Source organism: Stagnihabitans sp., assembly GCF_964946895.1.
The window spans coordinates 22,766-38,418 of record NZ_CBBQHX010000025.1 but is presented as its reverse complement, the minus strand read 5'-3'; the positions used below and the strand labels follow the sequence as shown (position 1 = coordinate 38,418).

General features: G+C 64.0%; 15 protein-coding genes. 4 read left to right on the top strand and 11 right to left on the bottom strand.

Going from position 1 to position 15,653, the window contains the following annotated elements; translation table 11 throughout:
- Window positions 1-42 precede the first annotated feature (42 nt).
- Both AC1Y2B_RS15650 and fabG read left to right on the top strand, forming a co-directional pair.
- Complete coding sequence (locus tag AC1Y2B_RS15650) at window positions 43-1,575, top strand: APC family permease (RefSeq protein ID WP_482254039.1); 1,533 nt, start codon at window positions 43-45, stop codon at window positions 1,573-1,575.
- Between the two features lie 66 nt (window positions 1,576-1,641).
- Window positions 1,642-2,406 carry a 3-oxoacyl-ACP reductase FabG gene (fabG, locus tag AC1Y2B_RS15645; protein WP_482254038.1) on the top strand — a complete coding sequence of 255 codons (765 nt, stop codon included), beginning with the start codon at window positions 1,642-1,644 and terminating at the stop codon, window positions 2,404-2,406.
- On the opposite strand, the gene AC1Y2B_RS15640 is transcribed toward fabG, so the two are convergent.
- The 10 genes from AC1Y2B_RS15640 to AC1Y2B_RS15595 form a co-directional block, all read right to left on the bottom strand.
- Window positions 2,403-3,410, bottom strand: a complete 1,008-nt coding sequence (locus tag AC1Y2B_RS15640) for a phosphotransferase enzyme family protein (RefSeq protein ID WP_482254037.1) — start codon at window positions 3,408-3,410, stop codon at window positions 2,403-2,405. The two genes, fabG and AC1Y2B_RS15640, sit on opposite strands and share 4 nt — an antisense overlap.
- A complete protein-coding gene (locus AC1Y2B_RS15635) occupies window positions 3,407-4,675 on the bottom strand; it encodes a class-III pyridoxal-phosphate-dependent aminotransferase (RefSeq protein WP_482254036.1) in 1,269 nt (422 codons plus the stop codon). Before AC1Y2B_RS15635 ends, AC1Y2B_RS15640 begins: the two co-directional genes overlap by 4 nt.
- Window positions 4,676-5,387: 712 nt before the next feature.
- Window positions 5,388-7,043, bottom strand: a complete 1,656-nt coding sequence (locus AC1Y2B_RS15630) for an amidase (RefSeq protein WP_482254035.1) — start codon at window positions 7,041-7,043, stop codon at window positions 5,388-5,390.
- 26 nt (window positions 7,044-7,069) lie between these two features.
- Window positions 7,070-7,696: a cysteine hydrolase family protein gene (locus AC1Y2B_RS15625; protein ID WP_482254034.1), complete on the bottom strand. Its 627-nt coding sequence runs from the start codon at window positions 7,694-7,696 to the stop codon at window positions 7,070-7,072.
- Window positions 7,697-7,699: 3 nt separating this feature from the next.
- Window positions 7,700-7,948, bottom strand: a complete 249-nt coding sequence (locus tag AC1Y2B_RS15620) for a hypothetical protein (RefSeq protein ID WP_482254033.1) — start codon at window positions 7,946-7,948, stop codon at window positions 7,700-7,702.
- 106 nt (window positions 7,949-8,054) lie between these two features.
- Entirely contained in the window at window positions 8,055-8,789 is a 735-nt protein-coding gene (locus AC1Y2B_RS15615) for an RraA family protein (protein WP_482254032.1), read from the bottom strand.
- Window positions 8,786-9,526: an SDR family NAD(P)-dependent oxidoreductase gene (locus AC1Y2B_RS15610; protein ID WP_482254031.1), complete on the bottom strand. Its 741-nt coding sequence runs from the start codon at window positions 9,524-9,526 to the stop codon at window positions 8,786-8,788. The genes AC1Y2B_RS15615 and AC1Y2B_RS15610 overlap by 4 nt, the downstream gene beginning before the upstream one ends.
- Window positions 9,527-9,538: 12 nt before the next feature.
- Entirely contained in the window at window positions 9,539-10,855 is a 1,317-nt protein-coding gene (locus tag AC1Y2B_RS15605) for a type I glutamate--ammonia ligase (RefSeq protein ID WP_482254030.1), read from the bottom strand.
- A gap of 23 nt (window positions 10,856-10,878) precedes the next feature.
- A complete protein-coding gene (locus tag AC1Y2B_RS15600; protein ID WP_482254029.1) occupies window positions 10,879-11,700 on the bottom strand; it encodes a MurR/RpiR family transcriptional regulator in 822 nt (273 codons plus the stop codon).
- 47 nt (window positions 11,701-11,747) lie between these two features.
- The gene (locus tag AC1Y2B_RS15595) at window positions 11,748-12,539 is read right to left on the bottom strand and encodes an N-formylglutamate amidohydrolase (RefSeq protein WP_482254028.1); all 792 of its coding nucleotides are present in this window, start codon (window positions 12,537-12,539) and stop codon (window positions 11,748-11,750) included.
- A 100-nt stretch (window positions 12,540-12,639) separates the two neighbouring features.
- Here AC1Y2B_RS15595 and AC1Y2B_RS15590 point away from each other — a divergent pair, with 100 nt between their 5' ends.
- Both AC1Y2B_RS15590 and AC1Y2B_RS15585 read left to right on the top strand, forming a co-directional pair.
- Window positions 12,640-13,293, top strand: coding sequence for a cysteine hydrolase family protein (locus AC1Y2B_RS15590; protein ID WP_482254027.1), 654 nt, complete (start codon window positions 12,640-12,642; stop codon window positions 13,291-13,293).
- Window positions 13,280-14,164: an NAD-dependent epimerase/dehydratase family protein gene (locus tag AC1Y2B_RS15585; RefSeq protein ID WP_482254026.1), complete on the top strand. Its 885-nt coding sequence runs from the start codon at window positions 13,280-13,282 to the stop codon at window positions 14,162-14,164. Before AC1Y2B_RS15590 ends, AC1Y2B_RS15585 begins: the two co-directional genes overlap by 14 nt.
- Here the strand turns inward: AC1Y2B_RS15585 and AC1Y2B_RS15580 are convergent.
- Window positions 14,154-15,650, bottom strand: coding sequence for a carboxypeptidase M32 (locus AC1Y2B_RS15580; protein WP_482254025.1), 1,497 nt, complete (start codon window positions 15,648-15,650; stop codon window positions 14,154-14,156). The two genes, AC1Y2B_RS15585 and AC1Y2B_RS15580, sit on opposite strands and share 11 nt — an antisense overlap.
- Window positions 15,651-15,653 lie beyond the last annotated feature (3 nt).

Here is a 15,653-nt window from a genome sequence, read left to right as displayed (position 1 = left end):
ACAAGGGTCGGACATGGGCTTTGGCAACGGGAAGAGGGGAAAATGGCTGACACAACCAATGGAACTGGCGGCATCGACATATCGTCGCGCGCCGATGTGAACAAACTTAAAGGCAAGGCGGTGGGCTTGGTGGGCGTGCTGTTCCTGGCCGTCACCGGGGCCGCCCCCATGTCTGCGATGCTGGGCAACGTGCCCTTCGCGGCGGGCTACGGCATCGGAACCTACACCCCCGCGGCCTTCCTGCTGGCGACGATCGTGCTGACGATCTTCTCGGTGGGCTATGCTGCGATGGCGTCGCGCGTGTCGTCGGTTGGCGGATTCTACGCGTTCATCAGCCAGGGGCTGGGGCGTGAGGTCGGCATGTCGGCAGGCTTTACCTCGCTCGCCTGCTATTCGGTGTTTGAATCATCTCTGGCCGGGCTTTTCGCCTTCTTCGGCAACAAGTGGCTGAGCGACCACTTCGGCATCAACGTGCCGTGGCTGGTGCTGGCGCTGATCATGATCGTTCTGATCGGCCTTCTGGCTTACCGTGACGTGAAATTGTCGGTCAAGGTTCTGGGCACCGCGCTGGTGGCCGAGGTGATCATGCTCATCGTCTTTGTGATCGGCGTGGCGACCGCCAAGAGCGGCACAAGCTTTTCGCTCGACTCGCTGAATGTCTTCAAAGTCTACACGCCGCTGGCGGCGCAGACTGTCGGCACTGTCGTCATCCCGGTCGGGGCGGCGGCTGTCGGCGTTTTCATGGCCTTCTGGTCCTGGGTTGGATTCGAGATGGCACCGAACTATGCCGAGGAAAGCCGCGATCCGAAGAAGACCATCCCGCGGTCGCTGCTGCTTTCCGTGATCGGGCTTGGTCTTTTCTACGTCATCGTCAGTTGGGCTGCCGTTTCGGCCTATCCGACCCAAGCCGACATGGCCGCAACCGCCTTCTCGGACGGCGTCGATTTCTTCCTGACGCCGATCAAAGGCTTCGTCGGCACTTGGGCGTTTGAGTTGATGTCGCTCTTGATCCTGACCAGTTCGTTTGCCTGCGGCATGGCGTTCCACAACACGACCGCCCGCTACATCTACTCGCTGGGGCGGGAGGGTGTGCTGCCCAAGGTGGTGGCGGAAACCCATGACCACCACAAAAGCCCGCACAAAGCCTCGACCGTGCAAAGCGTTCTGGCGGCGGCTTGGGTCATTCTGTACGGCCTGGGCTACGGCTTTGACGACCCTTCGGCGCAGGCCTGGCTTGGCGTCTATACGCTGTTTGCCGTTCTGGGCACCGGGCTTCTCTTGGTGCTGCAAGCGGTGGTTTCGGTCGCCATCATCCTATGGTTCCGCAAGAACGGGGGCGGCAGCGCCTTCTCCACTTTGATCGCCCCGGCCATCTCGTTTGTCGTGCAGCTTTGGCTGGTCTACACCCTGATCGCCAATCTGGCGACACTGGGCGGCACCAACAGCTTTGCCACCAGCATTCCCTACATCGGCCTTGCGATCATCGTCGTCGGTCTGGTCTGGGGATTTGTCCTGAAAGGCGTCAATCCGACGGGCTATGCCAACATCGGGCATATGGTCAATGACGAGGCCTGATCAGGCGCATGTGACATCCGGGGGCAGCGGACAACCTCTGCCCCCTTTGCATTCACGGAGGCGACAATGACGCAATCGCTGCAAGGTCGGGCCGTGGTTGTGACCGGCGGGTCCAAAGGCATCGGTCGGGGCATAGCGCAGGTGTTTGCTGATGCCGGGGCCAAGGTTGCCGTCCTGTCACGCCACGAGGCCGAGGCGCAGGCAACAGCAGTTTCGATCGGAGGCGGGGCCATCGGGGTTGCGGCAGATGTCACCTCTGGCGACAGCCTGCGCGCTGCCTTTGCTGAGGTGGCCGGGCGCCTTGGTGCCATTGATGTTCTCTGTGCCAATGCCGGGATTTTCCCGCAAGCGCGGCTGGAGGAGATGACCGAGGCTGAATGGGACACGGTGGCCGATACCAACCTCAAAGGCACCTTTCTCGCCGTGCAAGCGGCGATCCCCTATCTGAAAGTCTCGGATCAGGGGCGCGTCATCCTCACCTCGTCAATCACGGGGCCAGTCACGGGTTATCCTGGCTGGACCCATTATGGAGCCAGCAAAGCCGGGCAATTGGGCTTTATGCGCACCGCTGCCATCGAGCTTGCCCGCTACGGCATCACCGTCAACGCCGTCCTTCCCGGCAATATCCTGACCGAGGGCTTGATCGCGATGGGAGCGGCCTATCAGGCCTCCATGGCCGCGTCCGTCCCGCTGAAACGGCTGGGAACGGTCGCTGACATCGGCCAGGCCGCGCTGTATTTCGCGTCGAAACAGGCCGCCTACGTGACCGGCCAGACGCTCATCGTCGATGGCGGCCAAATCCTGCCGGAAAGCCTGGAAGCTTTGGCTTAGCCAAACGCCGACAGGTAACGGTCGCACAGTGCCATGCTGCCAAGCGTGTAGGGCAGCCCCATCGACTTGGCCAATTCGGTTTCGGAATGCGAGCCGATCCAAGCCACCAGAAGCAGTCTGCGCAGCATGATGAACGTGGGGATTTCCGCCTCGTCAACGGCGGGCAAGGGCATGACCCTGCGGTAGCCGGTCTTCCAGGACTCGATCAGGTCGGGCACCTGTGGTTCGTGTTCGTAAAACGAAACCGGGGTTGCCGCGTCATACATATACCAGCCGAAACCGCAGTCGTCGAAATCAATCACCTTCACGTTGCCGCCATCGACCAGCAGATTGGCCAGCCGCAGGTCACAGTGGATCAGGCCGAACCGGTCCGCACCCTGACCATAGGCCGCAAGGCGACGTTCGATCAGGGCTGCCGTGCGTTCAAACAGGATAGCCTTTTCCGCATCGACGCCGATGCCATCCCGCCAACGGCCCCAATGCGGAGTGTCGCCCAAGGAGGTGGCAAAGTTCCAGACTGGGCGGGTGAACCAGCTTGGCCGCTGCCAGTCGCGGGTGTGGCGATGCATCCGCGCTGTCGCCTCTCCCAGCACTTCAAACGGGCGCGACAGGTCCTCGCCGATACCCGGCTCCGCCCCACCTTCCCAGTGCGACAGGACGATGTGGCGCGGCTCGGACATGCGGGGATGGCCGATGACCTGAATGATCTCACCATCGCGGCCCGGCACCGGGGCGGGGGTGATGACCACCTGCCGCGTCCGCAGGTCCTGCAGCCACGCCAGTTCCGACGCGATGGCGGCACGGGAATGATAGCCGCCGCGATGAATGCGCAGGGCCCAACGCTGGCCATCCGGCGCCTCGACCTTGTAGGTGGCGTTTTCGGACAGGTTGATCAGCCGCACCGAAAGGCCGGGCGGCAGGGCGAAGTTTGCCGTGGCCTTGACGGCCAGGTCCAGCAGGATCGGCAGCTGGTCATCGTGGGAAAGCCGGTCGAAGTCGGTCATGCTGCCGCCATCAACTCCCGCGCGCGGGGCATGGCGGCCTCAAAACGCTCCATGATCTCGGCGCACATTTCGGGCGTCAGCAGCACGCCGGGTTTCCACTGCAGCACCCGCTTGTCCAGCGAGGAAAAGATCGCCCAGATCCCGTTTTCATAAAGGGCGCGCGAGACATGCATCGCGCCCTGCGGATGGTTGAACTCCAGCCCCAAGACAACCCCACGCTGGCGCACGCCGGTAAAGATATCGCCATGGCGGTGCATCATGTCGGCCATGGCACCCCGGAAGAAGTCGGTAACGCGCTGAACCGAGGCAAGAGTTTCAGGCCGGTGCAGTATTTCCAGCACCTTGTGCGCCACCACACAGCCCAGTTCCGCCCCGCCCGAGGTGGAGATATGGGCGGCCCCATCCTCGTTCAGCCAGCCACCGGCACGTTCGCCCAAAAGGCAGGCGGAAATCGGATAGATCCCGCCGGTCAGACCCTTTGCAGTGACCATGATATCGGGCTGGATGTCATAGGTCTGCCAGCCCCAAAGCTGGCCGCAGCGCATCATGCCGGTCTGCACCTCATCCGCGATGTAGAGGGCGCCATATTTCTCGCAAAGCGCCTTGCAGGCGGGAAGATAACCGTCGTTCGGCAGCGGAAAGCCATAGGTCGCGGGGACGGTTTCCATGATCAGCGCAGCCACGTCGCCGGAGGCGAGAGCTTGTTCCATAGCGCCGATGTCGTTGAAGGGCACCTGAACGAATGTCTCCGGCTGATCGGACAGGAATATCTTGGAGAACCGCTCATCCCCCGTCGCCACCGACAGACCACCATGGCCGTGATAGCCCTTGATGATCGACACGATCTTGCGCCGCTTGGTGGCGTAGCGGGCGGATTTAATGGCGATATCAACCGCCTCCGCCCCGCCAGCGCCAAAGACGGCATAGGTCATGCCGGGACTGACCTTGATCAGCGCTTCAGACAGGGCGGCCCGTGCGACCGAGGGGAACCAGTGGTTGCCCATGTCGAAATAGTCGAGCGCGTCCTTCAGGCAGGCCACGAGTTCCGGGTTGCGGTGGCCAAGGTTGTAGGTCCCGCCGTTCAGATGCAGGTCAATCAGCCGGCGCCCATCCAGATCATAGATGCAATACCCCTCGCGCTTGCCCATCACCAGATCAATCCCGGCGTTCTGCCAGAACCGCGTCTTGTCCGGGTTCCAGTAGCGGATCGAATTGTCGAGCACCTCTTGCTTGCTGTCGAAATCGAAGGGACCAAATCCGGCCATCGTCATCTCCTCGGGCGCGGTACGCCTGATCTCCGTCAAGTCGTTATGCAAGCACGGCAAATCTGGCCTGTCAACGCATCGGCAATGGGGGCGGCCGTGCCTCATCTGACCAAGCTCAAAGGCAGGGCATCGCACCGCCTGTTCGGTATTTGCCAAGCAGACCTGTCATCCGGATCCGGTGTTTTATCCCAAGGCTTGCTGGCTGGATGCATCACGGCAAAAAGCCACCGCGGAAGCGGACAAGGGTCAAGGGATGGAAGCGTGTGTGGGCCGAACCTCGGTCCTTAGCATTGACCGTTGCCCATAAAGCGCAGCGCTCCCTCATGTGACGCGACACACACTGAGCAGCTTCTCCGACCGGGCCTGTCGTTTTTGCGCAATTTCAAACCGAGCAAATCACAGCGCGAGAGGTTCAGGCGTTGCCCGTTCGGGGTTTCTCGGATCGACAGCTTGGAAGTGCTGACGGGAGAGGGAAAGCCCGTTCTCGTCGCAGGCGCTGGTTTGGGGTTCCTTCAGGTCAAGCGAGTGAGCCGGGTAAACGAGGCCCGGACGTGCTGCTGCACAGTGAGGTTTGCGACGGTTCGGTTTGCGGATGGTTTTGATACCACCAGAAGATGCGCTTGCAGACGGTCCATGACGATGGAAGGCGCCTCTGCCAATGCCGCGTCACTTCTGCGCCATGCGGGATCGGGCGGGACACTGCCATTCCACCCTATGACGGAAAGTCCGGACGCTGGCCGACGACGTCGAATGCGCGCTCCAAAGCCATCCCAAGGTTCAGAATCGTCCCCTCGTCAAACAGCCGTCCCCAGAGCGAGATGCCCTGCGGCACGCGGAAGCGGCGGCCATCGACCTCTGCGGTGCCCGCATTCAGCTTTCCGGAGCCAAGGGATGCGGGGCTGCGGGAGCCCAGATGTTCAAATCCAGCCCGCAGGTGCAGGCAGGGGTGGCCGGTGAAGTTGGAGGCGATCAGCATGGGCCCTGTCGCAAAGGGTCCGATCAGGGCGTCAACCTCTGCGAACACCCCGTCCAGCGCCTGCATCACCAGATAGCGCAGCCGGTCCAGTTGCACATGATCCACCGCCGACAGGAAGCGCGCCTTGCGCAGGGTGTTGGGCCAGGCCTCGTCGCCCTGCCATGTCAGGGTATCGTCCAGATCGGACAGGGTCAGATCCTCGAACATGGCGGCGGCTTCGGCGTAGACGATGTTCAAGAGTGCGCCGTAGGGCAAATCGGGCAGGTGAACCTGCACAACCTCGACCCCCAGACTGCGGGCGGCGGCGAGAGCGGCGTCGTCAGTTTCGGTAGCGCCTTCGCCAAAGGCCTCGGGCAGGTAGCCAAGCCGCAGGCCCGCGATCCCGTTGCCGGCATCAAAGGCAAAGGGGGCCTCGATGGAGGAGCGGTCGTTGGCATCGGCCCCGTTCAGCGCGGACAGGACGATGGCAGTATCCTCGACCGATCGGCAGATCGGCCCCACCTTGTCGAGGCTGTTGCAGAGAGCCATGGCCCCCGCGCGTGAGACCCGACCGAATGTGGGCCGCAGCCCCGTGGTGCCGCAGCGCTGGCTGGGCGAGGTGATCGACCCCAACGTTTCCGTCCCGATGGCAAAGGCGCAAAGCCCGCTTGCTGTGGCCGAGGCGGACCCGGCGCTCGACCCGCTTGACCCCTCGTTCAGGTTCCATGGGTTGCGCGTGATGCCGCCATACCAGATGTCGTTGTAGGCCAGCGCCCCGACGGTGGTCTTGCCAAGCAACACCGCCCCTGCAGCCCGCAGGCGCTTGACGATGGTGGCATCGGCATCGGGCACCCGGTTTCGGAAGGGCTCCGCCCCCCAACCGGTGACAATGCCCTTGGTGTCGAACAAGTCCTTCAGGCCATAGGGAATCCCATGCAGCGGCCCCAGATTAACCCCGGCGCGCAGCAGGGCGTCCGCCGCATCCGCCTCGGCCAGGGCAAGGTCGGCGGTCACCGTGGCAAAGCATTCCAGCCTGGGGTTCAGGGCAGCAATCCGGTCAAGGTAGATCTGCGTCAGTCTGCGGCTGGAGAGCGTACCTTGGGCGATCCAAATAGAAAGCTGGGTAATCGGGGCGAACGCGATGTCTTCATCGCTGACGGGCAACGCTGTCGCAATGGAGGACAGCTTCAGCCGGCTGGCCCCCTGCGGCATGGTGAAGCCCGGCAGCCGAGGGTCAAAGCGCAGCGCCATCGGGACCGAATTGGCCAAGGGCACAGCGCGGCGCGCGCGGGCCTGTGCAATCTGCCCCTCAAGATTGTCCAGCATCTGCGCCCGCTCTCTTGGCGTGTAGGCCAGCCCCATCAGCCGTTCGGCTGCCGCTATCGTCGCTTCGGTGATCTTGGGTTCGCTCATGTCGTCCTCCGCTTCGGCGCCAGTGGTCAAGCCACGGTCAATTCCGCCACGAGTTCGGCGGTCGTCATGGTGCGGCAGTATCCGGCGAAGGCCGAAAGGGCGGTCACGTGCCGGGCCTCGGTATGGGTGGCGACGCCGTCCGAGACGCAGATCGGGTAGAAGCCGCGGTCCGCCGCGTCGCGCAGGGTGTGGTCGACGCATTGGTCGGTCAGAAAGCCCGTCACCACCAGCGTGTCGATCCCGATGTTGCGCAGAAGGTATTCGATGTTGGTCGAGTTGAAGACACCGGAGGAGGTCTTGGGCAGCACGATCTCATCCGGCCCGGGGGCCACGGCGTCCAGCACCTTCGCCTCCCACGAACCCTTGGCGATGAAGAATTTCGACAGCTTGTAGTCAAGGCTGCGGTCACGGCCATCGGCGGTCAGGTTTTCCATCACGGTGTACATGACCTCGCCCCCGGCGGCGCGGAAGGCGTCCAGCAGGCGGCGCAGGTTGGGCATGACGACCGTGCGCAGACGTTCGTCGAAATAGGGGTGGCGTTCGGCCACCTGAGGGTTCCAGACGTAGTTTTGCGTGTCGATCAGCAGGAGGCAGGTGCGCTTGGGGTCAAATCGGCCAAAGCGGGTCAGGGCGGCGTCTTGGGGGCGTTGCATGAGTCACCTGTTCTGGGGATGGGGATGCCAGACATCAGCCTTGGCAAGGATCGGTTCGATATGACGTAATAGGGCCCGCAGCGCGGCTGCGGTCTTGGGGACGCCGATCCGTTGCAGGCCAACCGGCAGGCTCTGCGCATCCAGAGCGGCAGGAATGCTCTTCGCGCAAAGGCTCAGAAAACTTACGACGCAGGCGTTGCGGAGAATGGCAAGGTTCAGCCGGGAACAGGTAGGCGTCCAGCGACGGATCATGCTGCGCAAAGGCCGCCTCGACCAGATCGCGGACGGGAAGGGTGCCATAGGCCATCTGACGGGCCACGTGGCGCAGACTTTGGGACAGGACCAGAAGGGGCATCAGTTAACCTTTGCGTGCAAGAGCGGTTCGGATGGCCTCGGCAGGTGGCATCGCGCCCTCGGCCACAAAGGTATCCAGCAGGCCCACAAGGGCGGCGGGCAGCGGGAACACCTCTGTCAGGGGGAAACCCAGCAGCAGAAGCTGGCGCGAGAATTCGTCCTTGGCCATCGCTGTCTGGGCCCGGGCCAGCAGCAGATCGACCAAGGCCCGGGTCAGGAACAGAACGCCGTCTCGGTCGGCCAGCACCCAGTCGTCGGGCATCACCGTGACATCGGTAAAGCGTGTGGGCCTGTCGCTGGCAAAGGGTACCAGCGTGGCATGGGCGGCCATCGGCGCCACTCCGCGCGCATGGACCGGCAGACCAGCCAGCGCCAGCCCGTCGAGGTCGCGCACCGCGCCGTCGACCACCGCGCCACCTCCACCCAGACAATATGCCCGCGTCGCCAGCATGTCGCCCAGCACCGCCCCGGCCATCGAACCGCCCGCACAAAGGACCAGCACCTCGGCGGGCTGCAGCCCGTCGATGATTGCGAAGTTCGCAGGAGAACCAGCGTGGCGTATCTCCGGGCGACCGGGAAGGAATTCGATGATCCTGACGGGTCCGGCGATCCGCGCCTCTGGCGTCATCGGCATCAGACCCCGGGCAGAACGTTCGGCAAGCGCCGCATCCTTCAGGATATCGCAGGCGATTGTTGTCGGAATCCGTTTCAGTCGCCCGGCAAGGTCAAGGTCGTTCATACCATGATGTCCCCGCCGTTGGGGTTGAAGGTGGCACCGACGTAGAAGGCGGCTTCTTCCGTGGCGAGGAGGAGGGCCGTGGGCGCCACCTCCTCGACCCGGCCCTGACGGCCGATCACCAATTCATTCTGCTTCTTGGCGGCCCATTCGGGCGGCAGACGCATGTCCGTCAAAAGCGGGCCGGGGCAAATGGCGTTGACGGCGATGTTGTCGCGCGTCACCTCGTAAGCCAGCGAGCGGGTCAGGCCCAGCACACCCGCCTTGGCCGCCGCATAATGTGCCATCCCCTCGCCGCCCTTGTGCGCCAGTTGCGAAGAGATGTTGATGATCCGCCCATACTGCCGCGCCCGCATGTGCGGCAACACGGCCCGGGTGCAGAAGAACACCGAGGAGAGGTTGACGCGGATCATTTCGTCCCACATCGCGGTCTGCATGTCCTCCAGCAGCGAGACGGTCGCGATCCCGGCATTGTTCACCAGAATATCCGGCGGCCCCAAAGCTTCGATGGCCAGAGCGATGGCGGCCGTGACGCTGGCCTCGTCGCTGACATCGACCTGAACCGAGGTGCTGCGGCGGCCCAGGGCGCGGACCGCCTCGGCCACGGTCGCGGCCCCCGGACCGTTGCGGTCAAGGATGGCGACATCGGCACCCTCGGCGGCATAAAGCAGGGCGATGGCGCGCCCCAGACCGGTGGCAGCCCCCGTGACGATGGCCACTCGGCCGTCCAGCTTGCCCATCAGATCACCCCCTCAATAGACTTCGGCATAGCGCCTGCAGATTTCCGCCGGGGTCCAGTCCCGGCTCAGCGCAAATTCCGCCTGTTTGTTGGCGATATAGGCTTGCAACAGGCGCGGCGGCAGGAAGCCTTGCACCACCGGGTCGGCGGCAAGTGCCGCCAGCGCCGCATCGGCGGACGTGGGCAGGCGCACGATGTGGCGGGCAGCGCGGGCCTCGGGCGTCATAGTTTCGGGGTCTTCTTCCATGGTGGGCTCCGGGGCGGCAAGGCCCTCGCGGATGCCGGCCAGCCCCGCCCGCAGGATCACGGCGAGTTGCAGATAGGGGTTGGCGGTGGCATCCGCCGCCCGGTATTCGAAGTTGAACTGACGTGCGACGACCTCGGGATCGGTGCCGAAGGTCGGGCAGATGCGCAGGCCCGCCTCGCGGTCACGCAGGCCGACGTTGGACCAGACCCCGGTCCAGGAATGCGACACCAGCCGCAGGTAAGAGACCGGCGTGGGCGCGGTGAAGGCGCAAAGCGCCGGCATGTGGCGGACGATGCCGGACAGGAACTGGCCTGCAACGGTGCTGATGCCAAAGGGCTGGGCAGGGTCATGGCTGACGGGCTTGCCCTGCTGATCCCACAGGCTGAAGTGGATGTGGACGCCACTGCCCAAGCCATCCGGCGTGACGCGAGGCGAGAAGCTGACGCCGTGCCCCAGCCGGTAAGCCGTCGCGCGCGCCAGTTCGCGCACCACCACGGCGGTGTCGCAGGCCTTCAGCGCGTCCAAGGGGGGCACCGTAACCTCGAACTGACCGGCGGCGAATTCGGCGAGGTAGCTGTCAACCTCGACCCCGGCGGTTTTCAGGGCGCCGAGGTAGGTCTCGCCAAAGGCACCATGGCGGCGGATCGCATCCAGCGCGTAGTTGTCGCCGGTGCGGGAGTTTGCTCCGGAATAGATGAACTCGTGTTCGAAAGTGGCTTTCAGTGTCAGCCCGGTTTCGGCCAGCAAGGCGTCAGCCGCCGCGCGCAACAGGCTGCGGGGGCAGCAATCCCATGCTGTGCCGTCGGTGTTCTGCACGTCGCACAGATAGAACCGCTCTGCCGGGGTGCCATCGCCATAGTCGACCTCGACCCCGGTGTCAGGGTCAGCCATGAACATCACGTCGCCATGCGCGCCCCAGACGCTGGGGCCGATGGTGCCAAGTGCGGTGAACATCAGGTTCGTGGGCGTCCAACCGATGCCGGTCTTGAGACGCTTCGCAATCTGACTGGAGGGAAAGCCCTTGCCGCGGACCTGACCGGACAGATCCATATAGGTGAACATCGTCAGCGGGTCGTGTTGCATGGCAGACCTTTGAAGGGGCGGGATCAGGACCCGAGGTTGAAGGGTTTGCGAAGGGCTTCCAGCCGGGCGATCCGGCCCTTGGACCCCGGCCCAAGCGCGTCGATCACGGCGGCCGTGATGATCTCCACCACGGCAAGCCCGGTCACGCCACTGTCAAAGGCGCTGGGGATGCCAACCGGGCAAGGCACGACCAGTCGCGACAACGCGGCAATGGGCGAATACCAGATGTCGGTCACCAGAATGATCTCGGCCTGCTGCGCCACGGCACCCTTGGCGAATTCCAGCACGTCGCGCTGATAGCGGCGGAAGTCGAAGACCACGACGATATCGCCGGGCGCCACGTCCAACAAGTCGTCGGCCCATGAGGCGCTGCCGTCGCGGACCAGCCGGACATTGGGCCGCAATTCTCGCAGGTAGGCGTGCAGATACCCGGCGATCATCCAGCTGAACCTGCCGCCAATGCACAGGACCTTGCGGTCAAGATCGGCCAGCCGTTCGACAATCGCGGGCAGGATCGGGGTCAGATCGCGGGCCGCCGCCTCGATATTCTGGCGCATCGCCAAGGCCAGGCCTTCGCTGGCAGTGGCATCTGATTGCCCTCGCAGGTCATAGCGCGACAACGGGCCTTGAAGCCGGGCCTGGGTTTCGGTGCGCAGCGCGTTCTGAAAGTCGGCATAGCTTTCAAAGCCCAACCGATTGATGAACCGCAGGATCGTGGGGCCACTCGTCTGGGCCCGGCGGGCGAAACGGGCCACGGTCTCCAGCCCCGCCATCGGGTATTCGCCCAGCAGCGCATGGGCCACGCGCCGCTCCGCCTCGGTGAAGCTCGGCAGGTCGCGGCGCACCCGGTCCTGCAAGGATAGCGCAGCCCTTGCCCCTGTTTGCCCGCCAGTCATTCGGTCACCAGCCCGGAGCGGGCGACGGCCATCGGAAACAGATCTGTCAGCAGCCGCGCCCATTCGGCCTGCCCCGCGGCATCGCCGATCAGATCCTGCCGGATTTCGATCTCCACATAGGGGATGCCCTTGGCCTCGGCATGGAGGGGGACCGTGTAATCCATCGCCATGTTGACAGTGTAGGGCTCGTTCACGCCAACGCAGAGGCGGGTTTCCGCGCGCAGAACCTCAACCAGGGCCGTACCAAGCCGCCAGTCGCGGTCGGCGATCACGCTGATCTGCCACGGGCGATCGCGTGGGTCAGTGCGCAGGCGGTCGGTGCAACTGTGCATGGCGAAAAGAACGGTCGGCTGACCCGAGGCGGCGCGGGCCTTCAGGGTCAAGTCGATCTGGTCCTGATAGGGGCGCATAATCTCATCCTCGCGCTGGCGAATGGCCTCGATCGTAAGCGCGGCGTTGGCCGGCACCACCGTACCATCGCTTTGCAGCACGATGGACTGCGGCTTGCCGGGCTGGCGGTTGCAGTCGATCACCAGCCGGGAATAGGGCTGAAAGATGTAGGTGGCGTTCAGATTTCGGGCCAGTTCGCGCGTCACGCCATGGATGCCGATGTCATAGCCGATGTGGCGGGACAGTTCCTCCTCCGGCAGTCCAAGGTTTCCAAGGCGCTTGGGGATGGCCCGGCCCGCATGGTCCGACACAAACAGGATGGGGGAGGTGCCCCCGACGTTTTCCACGCCAAAGGGCTGCGGATCGTCTGGGTGCAGCAGGGCTGGAGGAACGATCACGGCGGGGGCTTTCTTTGTAACGTTTGGTAGAAGGCTAGCACGCGTATTGCTTTTGTTACAAGTGCGCTTACAGTCGATCTGCACCGGATCAGGAGGGCGCATGGCCGAGACTTTGACACGCGACGTGGCGATTGATCCGGGCCAGACGGCCCTGATCTTCATCGACGTCCAGAACTACGCCACCGAACGCGAGGCCGCCGATTTCAAGGCGCTGACCCGGGCAGAGAAGGCGAAATATGACTATTATTTCCAGCGGCTTGACGAGGGCGCCCTGCCCAACATGCAGGCCCTGCAGCAGGCCGCGCGCGAGGCCCGCGTCGAGATCATCTATGCCGTGATCGAGAACCTGACCAAGGATGGCCGCGACCGCAGCCTTGATTACAAGATATCGGGAATCAACGTCGCCAAAGGGTCTTGGGAGGCGCAGGTGAGTGCGGCCATTGCCCCCGGCGAGGATGAGATCATCGTGAAGAAGAACTCCTCCAGCGTCTTTGTTTCGACCAACATCGACTATTTATTGCGCAGTCTGGGCAAGCGTCAGGTGATCCTGTGCGGCCTTCTGACCGATCAATGCGTCGAATCGGCGGTGCGGGATGCCTGCGACCTGGGCTACCTGGTCACGCTGGTCCCCGACGCCTGCGCCACCTATACGGCCGAGCGGCAAGAGGCCTCGGTCCGGGCGATCAAGGGCTATTGCCGGCAGGTCAGCACCGCGGCGCTAGTGGCGGAACTGGCGGCACATGATGCCGCGTGACTTGGGCCGGGTTCTGGTGACAGGGGCCGCAGGGTTCCTTGGCGCAGCGTTGGTGAAGCGGTTGCGCGGACTTGGGCACCGCGTCACGGGCTCCGATCTTGGCGGGCAGGATCAGCCCTGCGATCTGACGGACTTCGCGCAGGTCGACGGGCTGGTGGCTCTCGGATTTCAGACGATCTTCCATTGCGGAGCCGTCTCAGGCCCGATGGTTCTGGCCGATAAGCCGTTGGCGATCTGGCAGATCAACGCGCTTGGCACGGCGCATGTGCTGGAGGCGGCTAGACGGCATGGGGTTGCGCGGATCGTCGTCTGTTCGACCTGCGATGTCTACGGTGATCTGACTGGGGTGGTGGATGAAAGCACACTGCCGCATCCGGTGACGGTGTATGGTGCCAGCAAGGTCGCGGCCGAGGCGGCCATGCACGGCTATGTCCGCGAACACCATCTGGATGCCGTGGCCCTTCGGCTGGCATGGATTTACGGACCGGGACGCCAGACGCCGACCTCGCTGGAGGCGATGATCCGGGGCGGGCTGTCGGGCGCCGCCGTGAGTGTTGAAGCCACGCCAGACGACATCACGCATTATCTTTATATCGAGGATGCGGTTAGCGGGCTTCTCTGCGCCGGACAGGCGACGCTGACCGAACGGGTTTACAACATCTCCTCTGGTCGCGGCCTTCCGATGCGGGGGGTGGTCGAGGCCTTTCAGGACCTGTTTCCGAAGGCGGCAATCAAGCTGACCGGCACGACGGTCCCTGCGCTGCCCGCAATGCTCGACAACCGCCGTGCAACGCGCGATTTGGGGTTCAGCCCGATGACCTCACTGGCAGAGGGTTTGCGGCTATATCGGGATGCCTTGGTCAGCGCGTGAGGTCTGCCACCTTGGCGGTCAGATCGGCGATATAGGGCGCTGTGTCGAGGGCGCTGCCGGTCATCCGCGCCAATGTCTCCGCCGGGGTAAAGACGCGACCGTGGGCATAGATGCCTTCGGCCAGCCAGCCGTGGAGAGGGGCGTAGTCGCCGTCCGCAAGGCCTGACGCAATCGCTGGCCTCTGCCGGGCGGAGGCGAAGATCTGCGAGGACATGATGTTGCCCAGCGTATAGGTCGGGAAGGAGCCGACATAGCCCTGCGACCAGTGCACGTCCTGCAGGACGCCCAAAGTGTCATTCGGAACCGTGCGGCCCAGATAGCTTTGCATCTTCGCGGCCCAGACCATGGGCAGGTCTGCCACCGCCAGATCGCCCGCCATCAGCGCCGCCTCGATCTCGCAGCGCAGGATGATGTGCAGGTCATAGGTCAGCTCATCCGCCTCGACCCGGATGAAATCAGGGCGGACCTGATTGACCGCGGCCCAGAATTCGGCAGCTGTCACATCGTGGAGCTGGTCGGGGAAATGCGCCTGCAGGTCAGGGAAATGCAGGTCCCAGAAAGAGCGGGAGCGGCCCACCCGGTTTTCCCACAGGCGGGATTGGGATTCGTGCATGCCGAAGCTGGCGCCGCCCACGGCGTAAAGGTTGGCCAGATCAGTGGCAAATATCGAACGGGTATACGCGGGCGAGATGCCCTGTTCGTACATGCCATGCCCCGCCTCGTGCCACAGGGCAAACATCCCTCCGGGCAGCCAGTTTTCGCGGAACCGGCTGGTGATGCGCACGTCGCCCCGGGTGAAGGAAATCTCGAACGGATGGATGGAGTCGTCCAGACGGCCCCTGTTCAGGTCATAGCCCATCTTGGCGGCGATGGTCAGGGCAAAGGCCTTCTGCGCGGCGATGGGATAGCTGCGCGTCAGAAAATCCGTCCTGGGTTGCGGGGCTGAGGTGGCCTTTTCGATCAGCGGAACAAGCGCCGTCTTCAACTGTCCAAAGAGAACAAAGAGCCGGTCTTGCGTCATTCCGGGTTCATAAAGCCCGATCAGCGCGTCATAGGGGTTGGCGCCCAAGGCCTGCCCGATCTCGCGTTGCAGGGCGATCATGCGGGACAAGAGCGGAGCGTAGGTGGCAAAGTCATTGGCCGCCCGCGCCTCCGCCCAAGCGGCATGGGCGGCGGTCTTCAGGCTTGCCAGTTCGGTGATGAGGGCGGCGGGAATGCGGGTAAGGGTGGCAATCTCTGCCTCGGCGAGGTCAAGGGCGCGTTGGGCCAAGGGGTCCGGGTCGCGGCGGGCAGCGTCCATGGCGCCGCGCAGGGTGTCGCCGGTGGCAAGGTCACGGGCGAGGCTGGTCAGTGTGGCGATCTGGTGGCCACGGGACTCCACACCGCCTGCAGGCATCACCGTGCGGGCGTCCCACGACAGCAGGTTCACGCTGCAAAGGATGTCGTTGATGCGGGCGATCTGGGCCTGAAAGACGGCGTAGGACATGGG

What these genes read in the sequence shown, in the direction of transcription:
- AC1Y2B_RS15610 (WP_482254031.1), bottom strand. Translation starts at nt 9,526, where the DNA reads ATGGGCAAGCTGGACGGCCGAGTGGCCATCGTCACGGGGGCTGCCACC.
- AC1Y2B_RS15635 (WP_482254036.1), bottom strand. Translation starts at nt 4,675, where the DNA reads ATGGCCGGATTTGGTCCCTTCGATTTCGACAGCAAGCAAGAGGTGCTC.
- AC1Y2B_RS15590 (WP_482254027.1), top strand. Translation starts at nt 12,640, where the DNA reads ATGGCCGAGACTTTGACACGCGACGTGGCGATTGATCCGGGCCAGACG.
- AC1Y2B_RS15585 (WP_482254026.1), top strand. Translation starts at nt 13,280, where the DNA reads ATGATGCCGCGTGACTTGGGCCGGGTTCTGGTGACAGGGGCCGCAGGG.
- AC1Y2B_RS15605 (WP_482254030.1), bottom strand. Translation starts at nt 10,855, where the DNA reads ATGCAACACGACCCGCTGACGATGTTCACCTATATGGATCTGTCCGGT.
- AC1Y2B_RS15620 (WP_482254033.1), bottom strand. Translation starts at nt 7,948, where the DNA reads ATGATCCGTCGCTGGACGCCTACCTGTTCCCGGCTGAACCTTGCCATT.
- AC1Y2B_RS15615 (WP_482254032.1), bottom strand. Translation starts at nt 8,789, where the DNA reads ATGAACGACCTTGACCTTGCCGGGCGACTGAAACGGATTCCGACAACA.
- fabG (WP_482254038.1), top strand. Translation starts at nt 1,642, where the DNA reads ATGACGCAATCGCTGCAAGGTCGGGCCGTGGTTGTGACCGGCGGGTCC.
- AC1Y2B_RS15580 (WP_482254025.1), bottom strand. Translation starts at nt 15,650, where the DNA reads ATGTCCTACGCCGTCTTTCAGGCCCAGATCGCCCGCATCAACGACATC.
- AC1Y2B_RS15630 (WP_482254035.1), bottom strand. Translation starts at nt 7,043, where the DNA reads ATGAGCGAACCCAAGATCACCGAAGCGACGATAGCGGCAGCCGAACGG.
- AC1Y2B_RS15650 (WP_482254039.1), top strand. Translation starts at nt 43, where the DNA reads ATGGCTGACACAACCAATGGAACTGGCGGCATCGACATATCGTCGCGC.
- AC1Y2B_RS15640 (WP_482254037.1), bottom strand. Translation starts at nt 3,410, where the DNA reads ATGACCGACTTCGACCGGCTTTCCCACGATGACCAGCTGCCGATCCTG.
- AC1Y2B_RS15625 (WP_482254034.1), bottom strand. Translation starts at nt 7,696, where the DNA reads ATGCAACGCCCCCAAGACGCCGCCCTGACCCGCTTTGGCCGATTTGAC.